This is a genomic window from Dietzia sp. MNB45, from assembly GCF_051994785.1.
In the GTDB taxonomy this organism is placed as follows: Bacteria; Actinomycetota; Actinomycetes; order Mycobacteriales; family Mycobacteriaceae; genus Dietzia; species Dietzia kunjamensis.
Genome location: NZ_CP163397.1, coordinates 1,095,351 through 1,114,266, shown reverse-complemented (window position 1 = coordinate 1,114,266; position 18,916 = coordinate 1,095,351). Strand labels below are relative to the sequence as shown.

Here is an 18,916-nt window from a genome sequence, read left to right as displayed (position 1 = left end):
CTCAGCTTGAGGGGGTACGCGCGACCGAAACAGGGGCCCCTTTCGCCGCGCGCCAAGTGATCCGCACCACATAAAGACATGATGCGAACCTCATATCGACAGGTGAGGGACGCCTCAGGTTTCTCAACGGCCTCGTTATCCGATCGTTATCTCGTTCTCAGGCGTTCTCCGACCCCCCACGGCGTGTCGCGGACACCCCCGCAGCGTGCCGCGACCGCGCCCGCATCGTGTCGCGGGCCGGACCCGGGCCCGTCTGCGTCAGGCGCCGCAGCGCAGGATCGCCATGGCGACCGCGTCGAGGCCTTCCGTGGGACACAGATCGGCGGAGAGTCGTCGCGGCCCCGACGTCCACTCGACATGCGCCGTCCGCACCGGGGCGCCGAAGGCGATGGTCACCAGTCCCCCGATGCCCGGTGTCCCGTCCGGCCCCAGGGCGCCGGCGCCGACCGTCTCGACACCCACCACCTCTGCGACGGTGGCGGGCCCCGGAGCGGGGATGAGGCTCACGTCGATCCGGGTCCCGTTGAAGGCGCCGACCCACACCGCGAAGGTTCCCGTCCCGTCCGCGCGAAGATCCAGGGTGTACCCGTGCGCGAACCACGACCCCGTCTCCCCCACGAGGTCCGCAGGCCCCGGGACCGGCGTCACCGGGACCGGCGCCACCACGGGGGCCGGTGAGCCGACCAGGCCTGCCGGGCCTGCTGTGCTCGGAGCGGAGGCGATCGCCGGATTCACCGCACCCACCGCGAGGACACCGGCGACGACCGCCGACACCACCGCGCGGAATGCAGACGTACGGTTCTCCGCGCTTCGTGTGCCGATATCGGTCCTCATGGGCTTACCGTATTCCCACGAGTCACACATCTCGATGCAGAGATTGCGTCGATCCGGTCACCAACACGCAACGGCCGGGCTAGAAGTTGGTACACGCCGGGGACGCACGCACCGTCCCATGACAGGACCGCGCGGGCCCGAGGGCCCGCCCGTCGACAAGGAGTCGTCCCATGACACGACCAACCACCCGGAGCGGGGTGAAGCCCCGGGAGACGTTCTCCCGTCGCTCCGTCTTCGTCTTCGCCGCCATCGGCTCCGCCGTCGGCCTGGGCAACATCTGGCGCTTCCCCTTCGTGGCCTACGACAACGGCGGCGGCGCTTTCCTGCTGCCCTATCTGGTGGCGCTCCTCACCGCGGGTCTCCCCCTGCTGTTCTTCGACTACGCGATCGGTCACCGCTTCCGCGGATCCGCCCCGTTGAGCTTCCGGCGGATGAACCGGTTCGCCGAGCCCATCGGGTGGATCCAGGTCCTGGTCTCCTTCGTCATCGCCGTCTACTACGCGGTCATCATCGCCTGGGCTGCCAGCTACGCCTGGTTCTCGCTCGATGAGCGGTGGGGCTCTACCTACGAGGAGTCCGCGACCTTCTTCGCCGAGGACTTCCTCCGCGCGGGCAGTGGGTTCGGCATCGATTTCGTGCCGGGCATCGCCATCGTCCTCGCGGTGGTCTGGATCGCCACCCTCGGCGTCCTCCTCGCCGGCGTGCAGAAGGGCATCGGACGAACCGCGATGTTCTTCGTCCCGCTGCTGGTCGCCCTGTTCGCGGCCCTGGTGGTCCGCTCCCTCTTCCTCGAGGGGGCGCTCGAGGGCCTCAACAACTTCTTCACGCCCGACTGGGGCGTCCTCACGGAGCCGTCCGTGTGGATCGCCGCCTACGGTCAGATCTTCTTCTCCCTGTCGGTCGGCTTCGGCATCATGCTGACCTACTCGTCCTACCTCAAGCGCAAGACCAACCTCACCAGCTCCGGCCTGGTCGTGGGCTTCTCCAACTCGGCGTTCGAGGTCCTCGCCGGCATCGGCGTCTTCGCCACCCTCGGCTTCCTGGTGACCACGTCGGCGGGAGCCGGCTGGGACGATGTCGGGGGCGGCCCGGGCCTGGCGTTCATCGCCTTCCCCGCCCTCATCTCGCAGATGCCGGGCGGGCCGATCTGGGGCGTCGTGTTCTTCCTCTGCCTCATCCTGGCGGGCCTCACGTCCCTGATCTCCATCACCGAGGTGGTCATCTCGTCCTTCCAGGACAAGATCGGGTCCTCGCGCACCGCGGCCACGCTGGCGGTGGGCGTCCCGATGGCGGTCATCTCCCTGCTGCTCATGCCCACCGAGACCGGCCTGCAGAACCTCGACATCCTCGATAAGTTCGTCAACAGTCTGGGCATCGTCGGCATCTCGCTCATCGCGCTGGTCGTGGTGATCTTCGGCATGCGACTCGCCCCGCAGTTGCGCGACCACCTCAACTCGGTGTCCTCGTGGAGGGTGGGCACGTTCTGGATCGTGTGCCTGGCCGTCATCACGCCGCTCGTGCTGGGCTACTCCCTCATCCGCGAGATCATGACCCTGATCTCCGAACCGTACGAGGGGTACGAGGCATCCGTCCTCGGCGTCTGGGGTTGGGGCATGATCGCCACGATCCTCGTGCTGTCGGTGGTCCTGTCCCTCCTGCCGTGGCGCGGGTCCCGTCAGCTCGACGGCCCCCCGACGGTCGACGACGATCCGAGCGACTTCGCCTACGAGGAGGGCCTCACCCCTCCCGCCGCCGACCGCCCGTCCGGTGCGACGGCGTCCCCCCGCAAGACCAAGGAGGCCTGAGCAATGGATGCTCCCGCGATCATCATGATGGTCCTGTTCCTGCTCGTGATCTGGGGCGGACTCGTCGCCAGCATCGTCCACTACGCGAGCCACCCCGACGGGGTCGACGAGGGTGCCGTCCGAGAAGCGGCGGAACGCGGCAGGGGCTGACCCCGCCCAACCGCAGCTCCCGGCCCCGGTTCTGCCCACGGACCCGGGGCCGGGTCATTCCCGGCGGTCGCCCACCGCCGGGCCGTCGGAACCCGCCTCGTACTCCTCGAGCGGGACCCCGCCGGCCTCCCACGCCTCGATCACCGGAGTGAGGATCCGCCAGCACTCCTCGGCCACGTCACCGCGGACCGTCAGCAGTCGGTCGCCGTCGAGGATGCGTCCGAGGACCTCCCCGTACGGCAGCAGCTCGCTGTCCCCCAGGTCAGCGGCCAGCCGGGTGCTCTCGAGCGTGAACCGGTCGTCGGCCGCGTTCGTCGCCAGGTCGAGGGACACCCGGTCGGGCGCGATCCCGATCGTCAGCCGGGTCGGCGGAACATCCCCCGAGAACGCCCCGGGCACGTGGCGCGGCGGCCGGAACGTCACCGTCACCCGCATCGAGTCCTCGCCCAGCGCCTTGCCCGACCGCAGGCGCACCGGCACCCCGGCCCACCGCTGATTCCGGATCTCGAGGACGACCTCGGCGAACGTCTCGGTCCCCCGAGCCGGGTCGACGCCGTCCTCATCCGCGTAGGACACCACGTCCCTGCCACCCGCCCGCCCGGCGGTGTAGCGGCCCCGGCGCGAGGAAACGAGCGGATCGCCATCCCACACGCGCGTCGCACGCAGCGTGGTGACGATGAGGTCGTGGAGTTCGGTGGCGTCGAGGCGCGCGGGTGCATCCATCGTCGCCAGCGCCATCACCAGCAGCAGGTGGGACTGGAGCATGTCGACGAGCGCGCCCGCGGAGTCGTAGTACCCGGCGCGGCCCTCGAGGGCGAGCGTCTCGTCCGCGACCACGTCGATGCGCTCCACGTGTTCCGCGGTCCACACCGGCTCCATGATGCGATTGGCGAACCGCATGCCGAGGATGTTGAGCACGGTCGCCTCCCCGAGGAAGTGGTCGACCCGGTACACGCGGTCCTCGGGCACGAGGTCGGTGAGCAGTGCGTTCACCCTGCGCGCCGAGGCGAGGTCGTCGCCGAACGGCTTCTCCAGCGCGAACCGCACGTCGTCGCGCAGTGGGCGCCCGCGCAGGCCCTCACACGCTGCGGCCGTGACGGCCGGTGGGAGGGCGAAGTACAGCACCACCGGTCCGTCCAGCCCGTCGATGAAGTCGGAGAAGGCCTCGGCGTCCGTCACGTCCAGTTCGACGAACCGGGTCGAGTCCACGATCCCGTCGACCTGCTCCGGGGAGCGGTCTCCGGCGCGCAACGCACCGCGGACGAGGTCGCGCCAGTCACCGTCGTCCATCCCGGAACGCCCGGAGCCGATGACGGTGACGTCACGGTCGGGATCCGTGGCGAGCAGGGTCCCCAACCCGGGGAGCAGGAGTCGCTCGGTGAGGTCGCCACCGGCTCCCAGGATCGCGAGGGTGGGACGGTCGGTCGTGGTCGGCGACATGCCGCAGACGCTACCCGCGGGGCGGCGCCGCAGTAGCGTGTGACCATGGACACCAACAGCCCCGATGTCACGACCGACGCCCCCGCCGCCGAGCCTGCCGGGCAGGCCCCCGAGGAGATCCGTCACCTCATCCAGCAGTGGAAGCGCCTCGACGAACTGCTCGCCGGGCTCAAGAGAGACGACTGGATCGCACCGACCCCTCTGCCGGGGTGGACCGTCCGAGATGTCGTGGCACACGTGGCGGGCACCGAGCACCTGCTCGCGGGCGAGGAGGTCCCGGATATCGAGTTGCCGGCTTCGGCTCGTGAGTATGTGCTCAACCCGATAGCGGAGCTCAACGAGAAGTTCGTACAGGAGGCGCGCCCGCTGGCTGTCGAGGACGCGTTCGAGGACTTCCGCGACGTCGTCGCCGAGCGCACGGAGCAGCTCTCCGAGATGAGCGCCGCAGACCTCGAGGCCGAGACCGACTCCCCCGTCGGCCGCGTTCCGTTCCGCCGCTTCATGGGCGTGCGGGTCTTCGACTGCTGGATCCACGAGGACGACATCCGGCAGGCCATCGGGATGCAGCATCACCTCGGCGGCGACATCGGCCGGTTCGCGGTCGGGGAGATCGTGACTGCCCTGCCCCGCATCGTCGGCAAGAAGGCCGCCGCGCCGGACGGCTCCCGGGTCCGGTTCCGCGTCACGGGTGAGGCGGGCACCGATCTGCCGCTGGCCACCGATGTCGTCGTGGACGGACGCGCAGCCCTCGCCGACGTCGACGACACCGCGCAGCCCACCGTGGAACTGGTCTTCGACACCCCGACCTTCGTCCGCGCGGCGACCGGCCGGATCGTCGCCGAGCCGGGCAGCGGCGTGGAGATCAGTGGCGACGAGGATTTGGGCCGGACGATCCTCGGGTCGCTGGCCTTCACCATCTGACGCCGTCGTCGCCCGTGTCCGGACCTCACATCGTCGTCATGGGCGTCTCGGGCGCCGGGAAGTCGACGGTCGCCCGTGTGATCGCCGAACGCCTCGGTGCGCCGTTCCTCGACGCCGATGACGTGCATCCGCCCGCCAACCGCCGGAAGCTGAGCGCCGGTGAGCCCCTGACCGACGATGATCGCCGGCCGTGGTTGGCCGCGGTCCGGGCCGGCATGCGGGAACGCGATCGGACGATGGGCAGCGGCACGGGGCTCGTCGTCGCGTGTTCGGCGCTGCGACGTGCCTATCGCGACATCCTGCGGCAGGTGGAGCGCCCGGTGTTCTTCGTCGAACTCGGCACCGACCCCGAGCTCATCGCGGCCCGACTCGCCGCCCGCCGGGGGCACTTCGCGTCCCAGCGAATCCTCGAGTCCCAGCTGAGCACCGTGGAGCCGCTCGAGGCCGACGAGACCGGGATCGTCTGCCCGATCACGCTGCCGGTGTCCGAGATCGCGGACGAGGTCCTCGCCGCTCTCTGACCCTGTTCTCGCCGCCCTCTGACGCACCCCGCCAACGGGTCAGTCCGCGCCCCCTCGCCGGCGGGTCAGTCCGCGTCGCGTCGCGGCCACCCCGGGACGTCGTCGAGAACGGAGCCGTTGCCCAGCTGCGAACCGGTGATGACGCTCCTGCTCCCGTCGCTCTCCAGGATGACGGCGGCGACCTCGCCGAGGTCCCCGATACCCGAGGAGCGGAGGGTCTGGCGGATGTCGGCGTGCGTGAGCCGGTGCCGCGCCAGCTGGTCGTCGAGGATGACCCCGTCGCGGACGAGCAGAGTCGGCTGTGCGGTGAGGGCCTTACGCCCGCCCGGCAGTCGCCTCAACTGGGAGACGACGTACTGCAGGAGGACGAGCAGCGCCAGGGCGACCGCGCCCTCGGCCCACGACACGTCGGAGCTGAGGATGATGGTCGCCAGCGTCGAACCCAGCGCGACGGTGACGATGAAGTCGAAGGCGTTGAGCTGCGCGAGGGTGCGCTTGCCGAACGCCCGGATCGCCACCACGAGGAAGACGTACGCCGCGGTGCCCACGAGGAGTATCCGGAGGATGTCGGACCAGTTGTCGAACCACATGCCCGGACCGTACCGACCACGACGGTTCCTTCTACCTCTCCGACATCGGGGTGGCGAAGTGCTGGACGTAGAGATGAGCCTCCGGGAGGCCCTGGTACGCGGCCGTCCGCAGGCAGACACCCACGCGGGTGAGGTCCGGGTCGAGGATGTTCTCCCTGTGGCCTGGGCTCTGCATCCAGTTGGCGACCGGATCCGGACCGCCCGTGGACGAATAGAACAGGTTCTCGGCAGCCCTGGAGTAGTCGACACCGGCCTCCCGGATGAACGTGGACGGGCCGCCGCTGCCATCGGGCGCGGTGTGCCCCCAGTAGTCCCTCGCGATCATGTCGTCCGCTTTCGCGCAGGCACTGTCGCGGAGCCTCTCGCTGGCGTCCAGGGGCGGAAGGCCGTTCTCGCTCCGCTGTACGTTCGTCTCCGCTTCCACCGGGGACGGATCCGCCGGGGGCTCGACCGCAGTCCGACCCTCCGGGGCCACCGACGAGAGCTGCCCGTTCACCGCAGTATCCAACTCGGCGCAACCGCTCACCACCGTCCAGCCCACCAGGATCAGCGACGCGGCCGCTGCTCTCGCGGCTGTCCGGCTACTCATCCTGATCACCCGATCCGAGTGGAAAGACCAGTGCGCCCGGGGAGACTTGAACTCCCACGTCCGTAGACACTGGAACCTAAATCCAGCGCGTCTGCCAATTCCGCCACGGGCGCGTCACCCGGGGTACCGGGCGAGATGAGTTTACCGTGTGGTCAGCGGTACCGTGGAGGCGTGTCCGACACCCTTGGCTCCCACGCGACCGGAAGTGCCACGGCTTCCGGCGACCCGGCGCGGACCAGGGTCAAGCACCGCCCGGCGTGGATCGCGTTCGTCGTCCTGGGGGCGATCTTCTGCATGGGCATGGGGCTGTGGCAGCTCGCCCGCTACCAGGAGGCCACCGGGACCGCGCAGAACCTCGGGTACACGTTCATGTGGCCGTTCCTCGCCGGGTTCCTCGTCTACGCGTACCTGAAGTACGTGCGCATGGAGGCCGACGAGGGTGACCGGATCGCCGCCGCGGACGGCGTCGACGGTGGGCACCGCGCGGGGGGCGACGCGGAAGACGACGGCGGCGGCGACGACGGCGACTACGACGACGAGGTCGGCCGGCCCTCCGGAGTCACTGCGATCACCGGGAAGAACCGAACCGGCCGGCGCCGCGGCCCCGTCATGACGGAGATCCCCTCGGACCTGCTGCCGACGCGTCGACCCGCCCGGGACGAGGCGGTCCGGGACGAGGGCCTGGACGCCTACAACTCTTATCTCGCCGAACTCGCCCGGAAAGACCGGGCCGACGGCACCCATCAGGAGAAGCCTGCTTCATGACCGCCGCAGCCACCCAGCAGACCGACAACCGCAAGCCCGATCCGGGGGGCAGGATCGCCGGCGCGCTCAAGCGCTATCGGGTCCTGGCCTGGATCACCGGCGTGTGGTTGCTCGTGCTCACCGTGGAGATGATCTACAAGTACCTGATCCTGGAGAGCTCGTCGGACGCCCCGGACTGGTTCACCTACATCGGTCAGGCCCATGGAGTGTTCTACATCCTGTACCTCTTCATGACGCTCGACCTGGCGATCAAGGCCCGCTGGCCCGCGTCTCGCACCCTGCTCACCGCGCTGGCGGGGACGATCCCGTTCCTGTCTTTCTGGTTCGAGCACAGGCGGACCCGCGACGTGCGCACCGAGTACGCGGTCTGACCCACCCCCCTCATCGACAAGGACGTTCCGCACCCTCCCCTCTCGGGCGACGTGTGCGGAACGTCCTTCTCGTCGAAGTGATGTCCGGCCGGGGTGCTGTCAGCCGCGTTCGGCGAGCACGCGCAGGGCCGGAACGAGGGCGCGCAGGGCACGGCCGCGGTGTGAGTCCGCGTCCTTCTCCTGCGGGCTGAGCTCGGCTGCCGCACGATCCGACCCTTCGGGCAGGAACAGCGGGTCGTACCCGAACCCGCCCTCCCCGCGCGGCTCCCGCAGCACGCGCCCGGGCCAGCGACCCTCCTCGACGACCTCGCCGGGCACGCCCGGCCCGACCAGTGCGCACGCCGAGACGAACGCCGCCCCCCGGCGTTCGTCCGGGACGTCGGACAACTGCGCGAGCAGGAGTTCGTTGTTGGCGGCGTCGTCGCCGTGGCGTCCGGACCAGCGGGCCGAGAGCACCCCGGGCATCCCGTTCAGGGCGTCCACCGCCAGTCCCGAGTCGTCCGCCAGGCACGGCAGGCCGGTCGCCTGCGCACCGGATCGGGCCTTGATCAGCGCGTTGTCCGCGAAGGTGGCGCCGTCCTCGGGCTCCTCCGGGTACTCCGGCACCTCGTCCAGTCCCACCGGCTCGATGCCGACGATCCCCGCCGACTCCAGCACCCGGCGCAGCTCGGCCAGCTTCTTGGCATTGCGGCTCGCGACCACCAGGCGAACGGTCACGACTACCGCCCTCGGTTCCGTGCGGCCGGCGGCGAGGGCAACTCGCCCGGGTACGGCGCCGCGAGGGCTTCGCGCTGTATCTCGAAAAGTCGCTCGCAGCCGGCCTGCGCCGAGTCGAGCATCGCGTCCAGCAGGTCGCGGCCGAACGCCGCGCCCTCGGCGGTCCCCTGGACCTCGATGAGCTTGCCTCCGTCGGTGCACACCACGTTCATGTCCACCTCGGCCCGCGAATCCTCCTCATAGGGCAGGTCGCACAGGACGCGTCCGTCGACGACGCCGACGCTCACCGCGGCGACCGCCCCGGTGAGCGGGTTGCCGGTGACCGCGCCCTTGGCCTGCAGCCACGTGATCGCGTCCGCCAGGGCCACGTACGCGCCGGTGATCGCCGCGGTCCGTGTCCCGCCGTCGGCCTGCAGGACGTCGCAATCCAGCGCGATCGTGTTCTCCCCCAGCGCGGACAGGTCGATGCAGGCCCGCAGGGAGCGGCCCACCAGACGGCTGATCTCGTGGGTGCGTCCGCCCACCTTGCCGCGGACCGACTCCCGGCCCGAGCGTTCGTGGGTCGCGGCCGGCAGCATCGCGTACTCCGCCGTCAGCCACCCCAGGCCCGAACCCTTGCGCCACCGCGGCACGCCCTCGGTGACGCTTGCCGTACACATGACGCGGGTCTGCCCGAAGGTGACGAGGACCGACCCCGCAGGGTGCGAGGTGAATCCCCGCGTGATGGTCACGTCCCGCAGGTCGGCGTCGCCGCGTCCGTCTGCTCTGCTGATGCTCGATGAGGTCACGACCGCCGATCCTAGCCGCCGGACGCCCGCGCCTGAGGGGCAGGCGGCGTGGGTGGGGCCGGCGGACGCCTCCTGCCGAGGTGCCGCCGGTGAGACGCCGACGCTCACGCCGCCGGACTGACCTATGCGCTCTCTTTGGTCCATTCGCGCAGCTCAACCCCGGCGTTTGCGTGCATTCCCCCAGCACAAGCCGGGAGTGGCCCACAAGCCAGGAGCGGCCGGGAGGGGCCGTGGGCGGGAGGGGGCCGGGGGCGGGAGGGGGCCGGGGCCATGCCGGTGGCCGGGGCGCCTTCTAGCCGACCCGCCACCTAGACGGTGATCCGCAGATCCGGCTCCGCCAGCAGGATCTCCCCGCCGAACTCGACGGCCGCTTCCGCGCGCACCGCCTCGCGGTCCACCCACGGCGGGATGTGGGTCAGCACGAGACGACCCACGCCGGCGCGGTGAGCGGTCAGGCCCGCCTCCGCCCCCGACATGTGGATGCCCGGCGGGCGTCCCTCCTCGTGCGTCCAGGACGCCTCACAGAGCAGGACGTCCGCGCCGACCGCCAGCTCGACCAGGGCGTCGCAATAGGCGGTGTCGCCGCTGTACGCCAGGACCCGGCCGCTACGGGAGGTCAGGCGCAATCCGTACGACTCCGGAGGATGCTCCACCCGGTCGGCCCGCACGCTCAGGGCCACCTCGTCGTCGTCGCCCCTCATCTCCACCTCGGGCGCGACGTCCCACGTGGCCACGTCGAACGTGTCCGACAGGTCGTCGACCGTCCCCGGCTCCTCCGCCGACGCCACCCCGATCCGGTAGGCCGTCCCGGACGGCCCGACCAGCGGCACGCGGCCCGCGCCCTTCGCACCGGGGCCGAAGCGCCGCAGGACCAACAGACTCGGGACATCCAGGCAGTGGTCGGCGTGGAGGTGGGACAGCAGGACGGTCGCGTCCTCGGGGGCCACGTGTCGTTGCAGCGCGCCGAGGACACCGGGCCCCATGTCGATCACCACGGGGGCGAGACCGTCGACCTCGACCAGATACCCGGACGCCGGCGAGGTGGGTCCACCGATACTTCCCGAGCACCCGAGGACAGTCAGAAACATGGGCACCATCGTGCCACGTCGCACCGCGTGTCGTGGTGTTCGCGGCTGTGCCCGCGATGCGTGTCACCGTCCATCAGTCCGCCACCGCCCGCCCGACGGTCACCAGACCGGGGCCGAGGAACCGTGACGCCACCCGGCGGAAGGCGTCGGGATCACCGGTGACGAGGTACTCGTGGGTCGCCGGCTCGGCCGCGTCGTGCGGCCGCAACAGGTCCTGCGCGGTGAGTACCCGCAGCACGTCCTTGGCGGTCTCCTCCGCGCTCGAGACCAGCGTGACGTGGTCCCCCGCCGCCAACTGCACCACACCGGACAGCAACGGGTAATGAGTGCACCCCAGCACCAGGGTGTCGACGTCGGCGTCGCGGATCGGAGCGAGATACGCCTCCGCCAACCCGAGCACCTGACGGCCACTGGTGATGCCGCGCTCGACGAACTCGACGAACTTCGGACACGCCACCGACGTCAGCTCGATCCCGGCGGCCGCGGCCACCGCGTCGTCGTACGCCCGCGACGCCACCGTCGCGCGCGTGGCGATGACCCCGATCCGCCCCGACCGGGTGGTGGCCACCGCGCGCCGGGCCGCCGGCTGGATGACCTCCACGACCGGTACCGGGTAGCGCTCGCGGGCGTCGCGGAGCATCGCCGCCGACGCCGTGTTGCACGCGATCACCAACACCTTGACCCCGCGGTCGACGAGTTCGTCCGCCACCGCGAGGGCGTGCGCCCGGACCTCGGCCAGCGGCAACGGACCGTACGGCCCGTTGGCGGTGTCACCGACGTAGACGACCGACTCGTCGGGCAGCTGGTCCACGATCGCCCGGGCCACCGTCAGACCGCCGGCGCCCGAGTCGAACACCCCGATGGGAGCCTGCGGGTCGGGGCGCGTCACCTCCGCGGTCCGGCGGACCACCGCGGCTGGGCGGTAAGCTGCTGCTGGGGTTTCCGGTCGCGCTTGAGGCCGTACGCCGACGCCACGCCGCCGATCGCGCCCCCGAGATGGCCCTGCCAGGACACCCCGTCCAGCATCGGCGACAGGCCCGCCAGCGCCTCGAGCCCGTAGTAGAAGCCGATGACCAGTCCGATCACCAGGTGCAGGATGCGCCGGGAGAAGAAGCCCCGGACGATGACGTAGAAGATGTAGCCGAACACGATCCCGGAGGCCCCGATGTGGACGGTCCCGGTGCCGCCGAGCAACCAGGACACCACTCCCGAGATCAGCCACGACACGAGGGTGACGGTGACCAGCGGCCGGATCCCGGACAGGGCGATGATCGACCCCAGCACGAGCAGGGCGATCGAGTTGCCGATCAGGTGCGCCCAGTCCCCGTGTAGCAACGGCTGGAACATGATGCCGAGCAGCCCGTCCGTCGCCAGGGGGCTGACACCGTAGCCGTCGAGCACCTGGGGCTCCCCGGTGACCCGCAGCAACACCTGGTCCGCCGCCTCGACCACCCACATCAGGGCGACGAACGACCACAGCAGGACCAGGGCCGGCCAGCGCCGCGGCCCCGGGTCCGCCGGGCGGGTCGCGCCGGCGCCGGTACCCGGCCACGGCGAACGGGGGTCTCGGTTCACGATGTTCTCCTCATTGCCCGTCGTCTCACAGCCCGTCGTCTCACAGCCCGTCGTCTCACTGCCCGTCCAGGGCCGTGCACAGGGAGTCCTGCATGAAGGTCAGCCAGTGGTACACGTCCAACTGGGGGGACCGGGGGTCATCGTCGGGCACGTACTCGGGGATATCGGTGGCGGCGACCCCGTCGGACGAGCCCGCCTCCAGCAGGACCGCGCCCAGCCCCAGTCGCACATCATTGAGACACCGCATCCACGAGTTCGCCTGCTCGAGGGTCAGCGACACCGTCCCGCCCCGCGACGGCAACGAACGCAACACCACGCCCGCGCAGCCGAGTTTCGCGTCGATGATCGCCGGCTCGTGGATCATCCGCATGCCCGAGTTGTGGGCCCGCGCGACGGCCGCACCGTCCGTGTCGGACCCGTCCGCACGGTCGGCCGCCTCAGGGCGGTGGAAGTCCGGCAACAACCGCGCCAGGGGCGCCTCGGCGGGCACCTGCGAGTGGCCACTGCGCATCCCCGTGATCTCGGCCAGCTCATCGCGCGGGGCGGAGTCCCGGCGCTGTTCGAGCATGTCCACCACGTTGGAGACCAGGGCGTGCAGGATCTGCACCTCATGGTTCTCCATGACCGACTTGATGCGCGCCCCACCGAGGGACGCCTTGCGCTGCCACGCCTTCACCGCCTCACGCATCCCGCTGCATCGTGGCCCACAGTCCGGCCTCCTGCAGCTTGCGGACGTCGTTCTCGACCTTGTCGCGGCTGCCGGACGACACCACCGCCCGACCGTCGTTGTGGACCTTGAGCATCAGGCCATGCGCCTTCTCCCTGCTGTAGCCGAACACCCGCTGGAACACGTACGTCACGTAACTCATCAGGTTCACCGGGTCGTCCCAGACCACGGTGAGCCAGGGGCTGTCCACCCCACCGTCGAGGTCCGCGTCCGTGGACTCCACGGGCGCGGCCGACGGCATCGCCATCACCGGGGCGGTGCTCCGGACGGCCGCAAGCGGTGTCGTCACAGGGTGCATGGAACCCAGGATACGGGTTCCCGCCGGGTAGGCCACGCCGTAGAGTCGCCCCCGTGACCCCGCCGACTCCCTCCCATGTCACGCCCCCCACCGGGCGACCGTCCACCGCCCTGCTCACGGACAAGTACGAGCTCACTATGATCCGGGCGGCCCTGGCGGACGGCACCGCCGACCGGCCGTGTGTGTTCGAGGTCTTCGCCCGACGCCTGCCCTCCGGCCGTCGGTACGGGGTGGTCGGAGGCACCGGTCGGCTCCTCGAACGCGTGGCGGACTTCCGGTTCGACGACGAGGAGATCGAGGCGCTGTCGGATTCGCTCGACGAGCGGACCACCGACTGGCTCCGCGACTTCCGCTTCACGGGTGACGTCGACGGCTACGCGGAGGGCGAACTGTTCTTCCCCGGCTCGCCCGTGCTGAGCATCCGGGGCGGGTTCGCGGAGTGCGTCGTACTCGAGACCCTGGTCCTGTCCGTGCTCAACCACGACAGCGCGATCGCCTCCGCCGCCGCGCGGATGACCTCCGCGGCGTACGGCCGCCCCATCATCGAGATGGGGTCCCGTCGCACACACGAGGAAGCAGCGGTCGCCGCGGCCCGGGCCGCCTACCTCACCGGGTTCGACTCCACCTCCAACGTGGAGGCGACGCGCCGGCACGGCGTGCCCTCCGCCGGGACGTCCGCCCACTCGTTCACCCTGCTGCACACCGGCCCGCAGGGTCCGGACGAGGCGGCCGCCTTCCGCTCGCAGGTGAAGACCCTCGGTGTGGACACCACCCTCCTGGTGGACACCTACGACATCGCGACGGGCGTGGCGACGGCGATCGAGGTCGCCGGGCACGGACTCGGCGGCGTCCGTATCGACTCCGGCGACCTGGGGGTGCTCGCCCGGCAGGTCCGCAGCCAGCTGGATGCCCTCGGCGCCCGCAACACCCGGATCGTGGTCTCCGGGGACCTCGACGAGTACGCGATCGCCGCTCTGCGCGCTGAGCCGGTCGACGTGTACGGCGTCGGCACCCGGCTCGTGACCGGCTCGGGCGCCCCGACCGCCGGCATGGTCTACAAACTCGTCGAGGTCGACGGGATCCCCGTGGCCAAACGCTCCGCACAGAAGGAGTCCCTGCCCGGAGCCAAGCGCGCGGTCCGCCACCACCGCCGCTCGGGCACCGCCGTCGAGGAGTTGCTGCTGCCGTGGTCCGGGGACGCCCCCGAGGAGCCCGGTCTCGAGACGCGCGATCTCATGGTCCCGCTGATCCGGGGCGGCGAGACCGTCCCCGGGCTCCCGACCCTCGAGCAGTCACGCGCCCACCACGCCGCCGTGATGGTGTCCCTGCCGTGGGAGGGGCTCGCGCTGAGTCAGGGCGACCCCGCCATCCCCGTGAGGGTCATCCCCCCGGCCACCCGCTGAGCGGAGCTGTCGGTCGTCCGCCGACGCATCCGGGTGGGCCTCGAGCCGACCGGGTCTGCCCCCGAGCCGGCCAGGTCTGCCCCCGAGCCGCCCGGCGGCCCGGGCCACTGTCCGGTGCGGCCGCTAGGGTATCCGCGTGACCGACTCGCTCCCCCCCGTCTCCGACCTGCTCGCCACCGCGGTCGCGGGCCTGGGCGGCAGCGAACGCACGGGCCAGGTGACGATGGCCGAGGCCGTGGGCAACGCCCTGGCGACGGGGGAACACCTCGCAGTCCAGGCCGGGACGGGCACCGGTAAGTCCCTGGCCTACCTGGTGCCGGCGCTGCGCCACGCCGTGGCCACCGGGAACACCGTGGTGGTCTCCACCGCGACCATCGCGCTGCAGAACCAGCTGGTCGACCGCGACCTGCCGCGGCTGTCCAAGGCGCTCCGCCCGGAACTCGGCGTGAGTCCCTCCCACGCGATCCTCAAGGGCCGGGGCAACTACCTGTGCCTGCACCGGGTGAGCTCGGGGCCGGTCGACGAGGCCGACCCGGAGGAGGTGGAGACCGAGGAACTGTTCGACCTGCCCCTCGGCGGCGAGTCCACGGCCGCGCGCACCCCACGTGAGGCCACCCCCCGGGACACCGGCCCGAGCTCGTGGCTGGGCCGCGAGATCGCCCGCCTGCACGACTGGGCGCAGGACACCGACACCGGCGACCGCGACGACCTGCCCCGCGGTGTCTCCGACGCGGCGTGGCGGCAGGTGTCGGTGACCAGTCGCGAGTGTCTGGGGCAGGTCTGCCCCGAGTTCTCCGAGTGCTTCGCCGAACTGGCACGCCAGGAGGCCGGCCGCGCCGACGTGGTGGTGACCAACCACGCGCTGCTCGCGATCGACGCCATGACCGATGTCTCCGTGCTGCCCGAACACGACGCGGTGGTGATCGACGAGGCCCACGAGCTGTCCGACCGGGTGACCGGCGTGACCACCGCCGAACTCACCGGCGCGGCCGTGATCCAGGCCGCGCGCCGGGCGGCGAAGCTCGTCGACCAGCAGACCGCGGACCGCATGGTCGCCGCCGGGGAGGGTCTCGCCACGCTGCTGGAGATCTGTCCCGAGGCGCGATGGGACCTCATGCCCGAGGGCGCGGACCTCGCGCTGGCCGCTGTCCGCCACACCGCCGAGAACTGTCGCAGCGCGGTCCCGGGTCCCAAGCCCGGAGAGGCCGCCGGTGACCCACAGGGTGCCTCCGACCGTCAGAAGACCCTCGCCGCGCTGGACGAGATCGCCGACGCCGCAGACCGCATCCTCTCCTCGTTCGAGCGGCCGGTCACCGAGCGCCTAGAGATCGTATGGATGAGCGTGGAGGAACGACGAGGACGGATCCTGCGCGTCGCTCCCCTGTCCGTCGCCGGGCTCCTGCGTGCCCGCCTGTTCGCCGAGTCCACGGTGATCCTCACCTCCGCGACCCTCACCACGGGCGGGAAGTTCGACGGGCTCGCCGCCACCTGGGGACTGCCGCCCGCCTCGTCGGCACGCCCGGACACCGCGAGCGCGGTGTCGCTCGAACCGCCCTCCGACGACGACGCGAGCGCCCTGCGGTGGACGGGCCTCGACGCGGGATCCCCGTTCGACTACCGGCGCAACGGCATCCTCTACGTGGCAGCTCACCTCCCCGCGCCCGGCCGGGAGGGCCCGTCGCCCGCGGCCGAGGAGGAACTGGTCGATCTCATCACCGCCGCCGGGGGCCGCACGCTCGGACTGTTCTCGTCGATGCGCGCGGCGAAGGCCGCCGCCGAACTGCTCCGCGAACGACTCGACACCCCCGTCCTCTGCCAGGGCGAGGACTCCACGGCCAACCTCGTCGCGACGTTCGCCGACGACGAGGAGACGACCCTCGTGGGCACCCTGTCGCTGTGGCAGGGCGTCGACGTCCCGGGACGGACCCTGTCGCTGGTCGTGATCGACCGCATCCCGTTCCCCCGTCCCGATGATCCGCTGCTCTCGGCGCGTCAGCGTGCGGTGGCGGCCCGCGGGGGGAACGGGTTCCTCGCCGTCGCCGGTAACCACGCCGCCCTCCTGCTCGCACAGGGCGTGGGCCGGCTGCTCCGCCGCACCGAGGACCGCGGCGTGGTGGCGGTGCTCGACTCCCGTCTGGTCACCGCGCGGTACGGCGGATACCTACGCGCTTCGCTGCCGCCGTTCTGGCAGACCACCGACAAGGACGTCGTGACCGGCGCCCTGGAGCGCTTGCGCGACGCCTGAACGCTCCCCGGGGCGCCGCTCAGGCGTCGACGGCGATGACCGTGAGCGACCCCGGCGCCACCTCGGTGTAGCCGGCGTCCACCACCGCGGCGACTCCCGGTGTCCCGGCGGCCACCGCCTCGGCCAGGTCCTGCCACCGGGAGGGATCGGCTTCGCGGACGGCGACCGGGAGCCCGTCGGCCAACCAGCGATCGAGACGATCGCGTTCCATCGCGGCGATGAGCAGCATGACCCCGTGGCCGACCTGCGCCGCCGCCTTTCCCGTCGACATCTCGAGCGCACCGTCGATCCACACCACCGGCGTCCCCTCGGGCGGCGCGCCGGGCTCGTCACGCTCAAGGTCGGTGCCGCCGATCTGCAGCCTGGCCAGCCGCGGGTCCACCTCGTCCACCGGGCCGGGGACGAACGCCCTCGCGGCGGCGCCGTCGATCTCCCGGGTCACCCCGGGGACCTCGAGCGAGGCCCGCCACTGGGCGCCGCGGGCACGTCGGGCGATCTTGCGCATCCGGGCGTCCAACCACGCGGCGTAGGCCTCGTGCCACGGCCCTCCCGGCGCGACCCGTTCGTCGAGGCACAGCGCCGCGACCGCGCCGGCCACCGACTCGAGCAGCGGGGTCCGGGCCGGAGGGTCCGCCTTGGGCAGGTGCAGTACGATCGGCATCGACCGAACGGTCGCACGATCCTCGGGGTCCTCCGCGCCGGCCGAGCCCGCCCGGAGCCGGGCGTGGCACCAGTCGAGTGCGGCGCCGGTCGCCGGGCCGCCGATCACGGGCCCACCGGTCTCGGGACCGCCCTCCCCCGCCCCGGGCGTGCCGGTCACGTCAGGGGGACGCGGCGGTACGTGCCGGCGGCGGTGTCCGCGGCCTCGATCTCGTCGCGGGTGATCCCCAGCACGAACAGAACGGTGTCGAGGAACGGCTTGGACAATGACGCGTCCGCCACCTCGCGGAGGGCGGGCTTGGCGCAGAACGCGATTCCCAGCCCGGCGGTGGTGAGCATGTCGATGTCGTTGGCACCGTCACCGACCGCGACGGTCTGGCTCAGCGAGATACCGACCTCGTCGGCGAACTCGCGGAGGTAGGCGGCCTTCGCCTCGCGGTCCACCACCTCGCCGACCACCCGGCCGGTGAGCGTGCCGTCCACGATCTCGAGGGTGTTGGCGCGGGCGAAGTCGAGTCCCAGCTCCTCGGCGAGGCCGGAGATCACCTGGATGAAGCCGCCGGAGACCACCCCGCAGCGGATCCCCAGCCGCTTGAGCGTGCGGATGGTGGTGCGGGCCCCGGGCGTGAGCACGATGCTCGAGGCGACCTCGTCCAGCACGGTGGCGGGCAGACCTGCCAGCGTCGCGACACGCTCGTGCAGGGACTGGGCGAAGTCGAGCTCTCCGCGCATGGCACGCTCCGTGACGGCCCGGACCTCGTCCTCCTTGCCCGCGTGCGCGGCGAGCATCTCGATCACCTCGCCCTGGACGAGGGTGGAGTCCACATCGAACACCACCAGTCGCTTGGACCGACGGCCGAGCCCCGCCCGGTCCACCGAGATGTCGACGCCGTGGGCGTCCGAGAGGGGGGCGAGGGTCTCGCGCAGGCGGGCATCGTCGGCCGAGTCCCGGCCGGCGGTGGACACGTGCAACTCGATACCGGTGACCGGGTAGTCGGCGATCCCGCGGATCGTGTCGATGTTCGCGCCGATGGAGGCCAGCGAGCCGGCGACGGCCGAGAACGCGGAGGCCGGGACGGGGCTGCCGAGAATCACGACCGCGTGCGTCGAGGGCGGGGCCGCGGGGGCGATGTCGTCGAACTGGACCTCGAGTTGCATCCCGAGGTCGTGGACCTGCTCGGTGAGCTCCCGCACGACGGTGACCACATCGGCGCCGTCGTCCACCCGGACCATGAGCCCCAGGGACAGATGGCCGTTGACGACGACCTGCTCCACGTCGACCAGATCGGCGTGGTGGGACGCGAGGACGGACATCACCCGCGCGGTTACGCCCGGGCGGTCGGGCCCGGTGACGGTGAGGAGAGCCGGGGTGCCGGTGGTGCTCACATGTACTCCTGACAGGTGATCGGGGAGGGCGGTGCTGATGTTG

General features: G+C 71.4%; 21 protein-coding genes and 1 tRNA gene. 8 read left to right on the top strand and 14 right to left on the bottom strand.

Going from position 1 to position 18,916, the window contains the following annotated elements:
* Nucleotides 1-258 precede the first annotated feature (258 nt).
* A complete protein-coding gene (locus tag AB5G72_RS05375) occupies nucleotides 259-834 on the bottom strand; it encodes a hypothetical protein (RefSeq protein WP_440221145.1) in 576 nt (191 codons plus the stop codon).
* 170 nt (nucleotides 835-1,004) lie between these two features.
* Between AB5G72_RS05375 and AB5G72_RS05370 the strand changes: the two genes are divergently transcribed.
* Nucleotides 1,005-2,639, top strand: coding sequence for a sodium-dependent transporter (locus tag AB5G72_RS05370; RefSeq protein WP_440221144.1), 1,635 nt, complete (start codon nucleotides 1,005-1,007; stop codon nucleotides 2,637-2,639).
* A 3-nt stretch (nucleotides 2,640-2,642) separates the two neighbouring features.
* Entirely contained in the window at nucleotides 2,643-2,789 is a 147-nt protein-coding gene (locus AB5G72_RS05365; protein WP_120286360.1) for a methionine/alanine import family NSS transporter small subunit, read from the top strand.
* A gap of 54 nt (nucleotides 2,790-2,843) precedes the next feature.
* Here the strand turns inward: AB5G72_RS05365 and AB5G72_RS05360 are convergent, their stop codons facing one another.
* A complete protein-coding gene (locus AB5G72_RS05360) occupies nucleotides 2,844-4,229 on the bottom strand; it encodes a glucose-6-phosphate dehydrogenase (RefSeq protein ID WP_440221143.1) in 1,386 nt (461 codons plus the stop codon).
* Between the two features lie 45 nt (nucleotides 4,230-4,274).
* On the opposite strand from AB5G72_RS05360, the gene AB5G72_RS05355 reads away from it, so the two are divergent.
* Together AB5G72_RS05355 and AB5G72_RS05350 are read left to right on the top strand one after the other, a co-directional pair.
* Nucleotides 4,275-5,150 carry a maleylpyruvate isomerase family mycothiol-dependent enzyme gene (locus tag AB5G72_RS05355; protein WP_440221142.1) on the top strand — a complete coding sequence of 292 codons (876 nt, stop codon included), beginning with the start codon at nucleotides 4,275-4,277 and terminating at the stop codon, nucleotides 5,148-5,150.
* Between the two features lie 14 nt (nucleotides 5,151-5,164).
* Nucleotides 5,165-5,671, top strand: coding sequence for a gluconokinase (locus AB5G72_RS05350; protein ID WP_253003349.1), 507 nt, complete (start codon nucleotides 5,165-5,167; stop codon nucleotides 5,669-5,671).
* Between the two features lie 65 nt (nucleotides 5,672-5,736).
* Here AB5G72_RS05350 and AB5G72_RS05345 read toward each other — a convergent pair whose 3' ends face one another.
* The 3 genes from AB5G72_RS05345 to AB5G72_RS05335 form a co-directional block, all read right to left on the bottom strand.
* On the bottom strand, nucleotides 5,737-6,261 hold the full coding sequence (locus tag AB5G72_RS05345; protein WP_182634531.1) for a DUF421 domain-containing protein: 525 nt from the start codon (nucleotides 6,259-6,261) through the stop codon (nucleotides 5,737-5,739).
* A 31-nt stretch (nucleotides 6,262-6,292) separates the two neighbouring features.
* A complete protein-coding gene (locus AB5G72_RS05340) occupies nucleotides 6,293-6,850 on the bottom strand; it encodes a CAP domain-containing protein (protein WP_440221141.1) in 558 nt (185 codons plus the stop codon).
* Between the two features lie 31 nt (nucleotides 6,851-6,881).
* Nucleotides 6,882-6,963: transfer RNA gene (locus AB5G72_RS05335), tRNA-Leu, on the bottom strand.
* 58 nt (nucleotides 6,964-7,021) lie between these two features.
* Here AB5G72_RS05335 and AB5G72_RS05330 point away from each other — a divergent pair.
* Nucleotides 7,022-7,615, top strand: coding sequence for a hypothetical protein (locus tag AB5G72_RS05330; RefSeq protein ID WP_185951415.1), 594 nt, complete (start codon nucleotides 7,022-7,024; stop codon nucleotides 7,613-7,615).
* A complete protein-coding gene (locus tag AB5G72_RS05325; RefSeq protein ID WP_185951414.1) occupies nucleotides 7,612-7,986 on the top strand; it encodes a DUF3817 domain-containing protein in 375 nt (124 codons plus the stop codon). The genes AB5G72_RS05330 and AB5G72_RS05325 overlap by 4 nt, the downstream gene beginning before the upstream one ends.
* Nucleotides 7,987-8,085: 99 nt before the next feature.
* On the opposite strand, the gene rdgB is transcribed toward AB5G72_RS05325, so the two are convergent.
* The 7 genes from rdgB to clpS all read right to left on the bottom strand — a co-directional run bounded on the left by rdgB (nucleotide 8,086) and on the right by clpS (nucleotide 13,179).
* The gene (gene rdgB / locus AB5G72_RS05320; protein ID WP_301162309.1) at nucleotides 8,086-8,703 is read right to left on the bottom strand and encodes an RdgB/HAM1 family non-canonical purine NTP pyrophosphatase; all 618 of its coding nucleotides are present in this window, start codon (nucleotides 8,701-8,703) and stop codon (nucleotides 8,086-8,088) included.
* A 2-nt stretch (nucleotides 8,704-8,705) separates the two neighbouring features.
* On the bottom strand, nucleotides 8,706-9,491 hold the full coding sequence (rph, locus tag AB5G72_RS05315) for a ribonuclease PH (RefSeq protein ID WP_132062084.1): 786 nt from the start codon (nucleotides 9,489-9,491) through the stop codon (nucleotides 8,706-8,708).
* 308 nt (nucleotides 9,492-9,799) lie between these two features.
* A complete protein-coding gene (locus tag AB5G72_RS05310) occupies nucleotides 9,800-10,579 on the bottom strand; it encodes an MBL fold metallo-hydrolase (protein ID WP_440221140.1) in 780 nt (259 codons plus the stop codon).
* 73 nt (nucleotides 10,580-10,652) lie between these two features.
* Nucleotides 10,653-11,468, bottom strand: a complete 816-nt coding sequence (murI, locus tag AB5G72_RS05305) for a glutamate racemase (RefSeq protein WP_440221139.1) — start codon at nucleotides 11,466-11,468, stop codon at nucleotides 10,653-10,655.
* Nucleotides 11,465-12,154 (bottom strand): rhomboid family intramembrane serine protease, encoded by a 690-nt coding sequence (locus AB5G72_RS05300; protein ID WP_154830507.1) that lies wholly within the window; start codon nucleotides 12,152-12,154, stop codon nucleotides 11,465-11,467. Before AB5G72_RS05300 ends, murI begins: the two co-directional genes overlap by 4 nt.
* A gap of 55 nt (nucleotides 12,155-12,209) precedes the next feature.
* Nucleotides 12,210-12,830, bottom strand: coding sequence for a DUF2017 domain-containing protein (locus AB5G72_RS05295; protein ID WP_440221470.1), 621 nt, complete (start codon nucleotides 12,828-12,830; stop codon nucleotides 12,210-12,212).
* A gap of 4 nt (nucleotides 12,831-12,834) precedes the next feature.
* Nucleotides 12,835-13,179: an ATP-dependent Clp protease adapter ClpS gene (clpS, locus tag AB5G72_RS05290; protein WP_067719971.1), complete on the bottom strand. Its 345-nt coding sequence runs from the start codon at nucleotides 13,177-13,179 to the stop codon at nucleotides 12,835-12,837.
* 53 nt (nucleotides 13,180-13,232) lie between these two features.
* Between clpS and AB5G72_RS05285 the strand changes: the two genes are divergently transcribed.
* Entirely contained in the window at nucleotides 13,233-14,582 is a 1,350-nt protein-coding gene (locus AB5G72_RS05285) for a nicotinate phosphoribosyltransferase (protein WP_067719906.1), read from the top strand.
* A gap of 136 nt (nucleotides 14,583-14,718) precedes the next feature.
* Nucleotides 14,719-16,827, top strand: coding sequence for an ATP-dependent DNA helicase (locus tag AB5G72_RS05280; RefSeq protein WP_067719908.1), 2,109 nt, complete (start codon nucleotides 14,719-14,721; stop codon nucleotides 16,825-16,827).
* Between the two features lie 19 nt (nucleotides 16,828-16,846).
* Here the strand turns inward: AB5G72_RS05280 and AB5G72_RS05275 are convergent, their stop codons facing one another.
* Together AB5G72_RS05275 and serB are read right to left on the bottom strand one after the other, a co-directional pair.
* Entirely contained in the window at nucleotides 16,847-17,596 is a 750-nt protein-coding gene (locus tag AB5G72_RS05275) for a peptidyl-tRNA hydrolase (protein WP_067719974.1), read from the bottom strand.
* 47 nt (nucleotides 17,597-17,643) lie between these two features.
* Nucleotides 17,644-18,873 (bottom strand): phosphoserine phosphatase SerB, encoded by a 1,230-nt coding sequence (gene serB / locus AB5G72_RS05270; protein WP_067719911.1) that lies wholly within the window; start codon nucleotides 18,871-18,873, stop codon nucleotides 17,644-17,646.
* Nucleotides 18,874-18,916 lie beyond the last annotated feature (43 nt).

What these genes read in the sequence shown, in the direction of transcription:
- AB5G72_RS05370 (WP_440221144.1), top strand. Translation starts at nt 1,005, where the DNA reads ATGACACGACCAACCACCCGGAGCGGGGTGAAGCCCCGGGAGACGTTC.
- AB5G72_RS05325 (WP_185951414.1), top strand. Translation starts at nt 7,612, where the DNA reads ATGACCGCCGCAGCCACCCAGCAGACCGACAACCGCAAGCCCGATCCG.
- clpS (WP_067719971.1), bottom strand. Translation starts at nt 13,179, where the DNA reads ATGCACCCTGTGACGACACCGCTTGCGGCCGTCCGGAGCACCGCCCCG.
- AB5G72_RS05365 (WP_120286360.1), top strand. Translation starts at nt 2,643, where the DNA reads ATGGATGCTCCCGCGATCATCATGATGGTCCTGTTCCTGCTCGTGATC.
- AB5G72_RS05360 (WP_440221143.1), bottom strand. Translation starts at nt 4,229, where the DNA reads ATGTCGCCGACCACGACCGACCGTCCCACCCTCGCGATCCTGGGAGCC.
- AB5G72_RS05310 (WP_440221140.1), bottom strand. Translation starts at nt 10,579, where the DNA reads ATGTTTCTGACTGTCCTCGGGTGCTCGGGAAGTATCGGTGGACCCACC.
- AB5G72_RS05355 (WP_440221142.1), top strand. Translation starts at nt 4,275, where the DNA reads ATGGACACCAACAGCCCCGATGTCACGACCGACGCCCCCGCCGCCGAG.
- AB5G72_RS05375 (WP_440221145.1), bottom strand. Translation starts at nt 834, where the DNA reads ATGAGGACCGATATCGGCACACGAAGCGCGGAGAACCGTACGTCTGCA.
- AB5G72_RS05340 (WP_440221141.1), bottom strand. Translation starts at nt 6,850, where the DNA reads ATGAGTAGCCGGACAGCCGCGAGAGCAGCGGCCGCGTCGCTGATCCTG.
- AB5G72_RS05345 (WP_182634531.1), bottom strand. Translation starts at nt 6,261, where the DNA reads ATGTGGTTCGACAACTGGTCCGACATCCTCCGGATACTCCTCGTGGGC.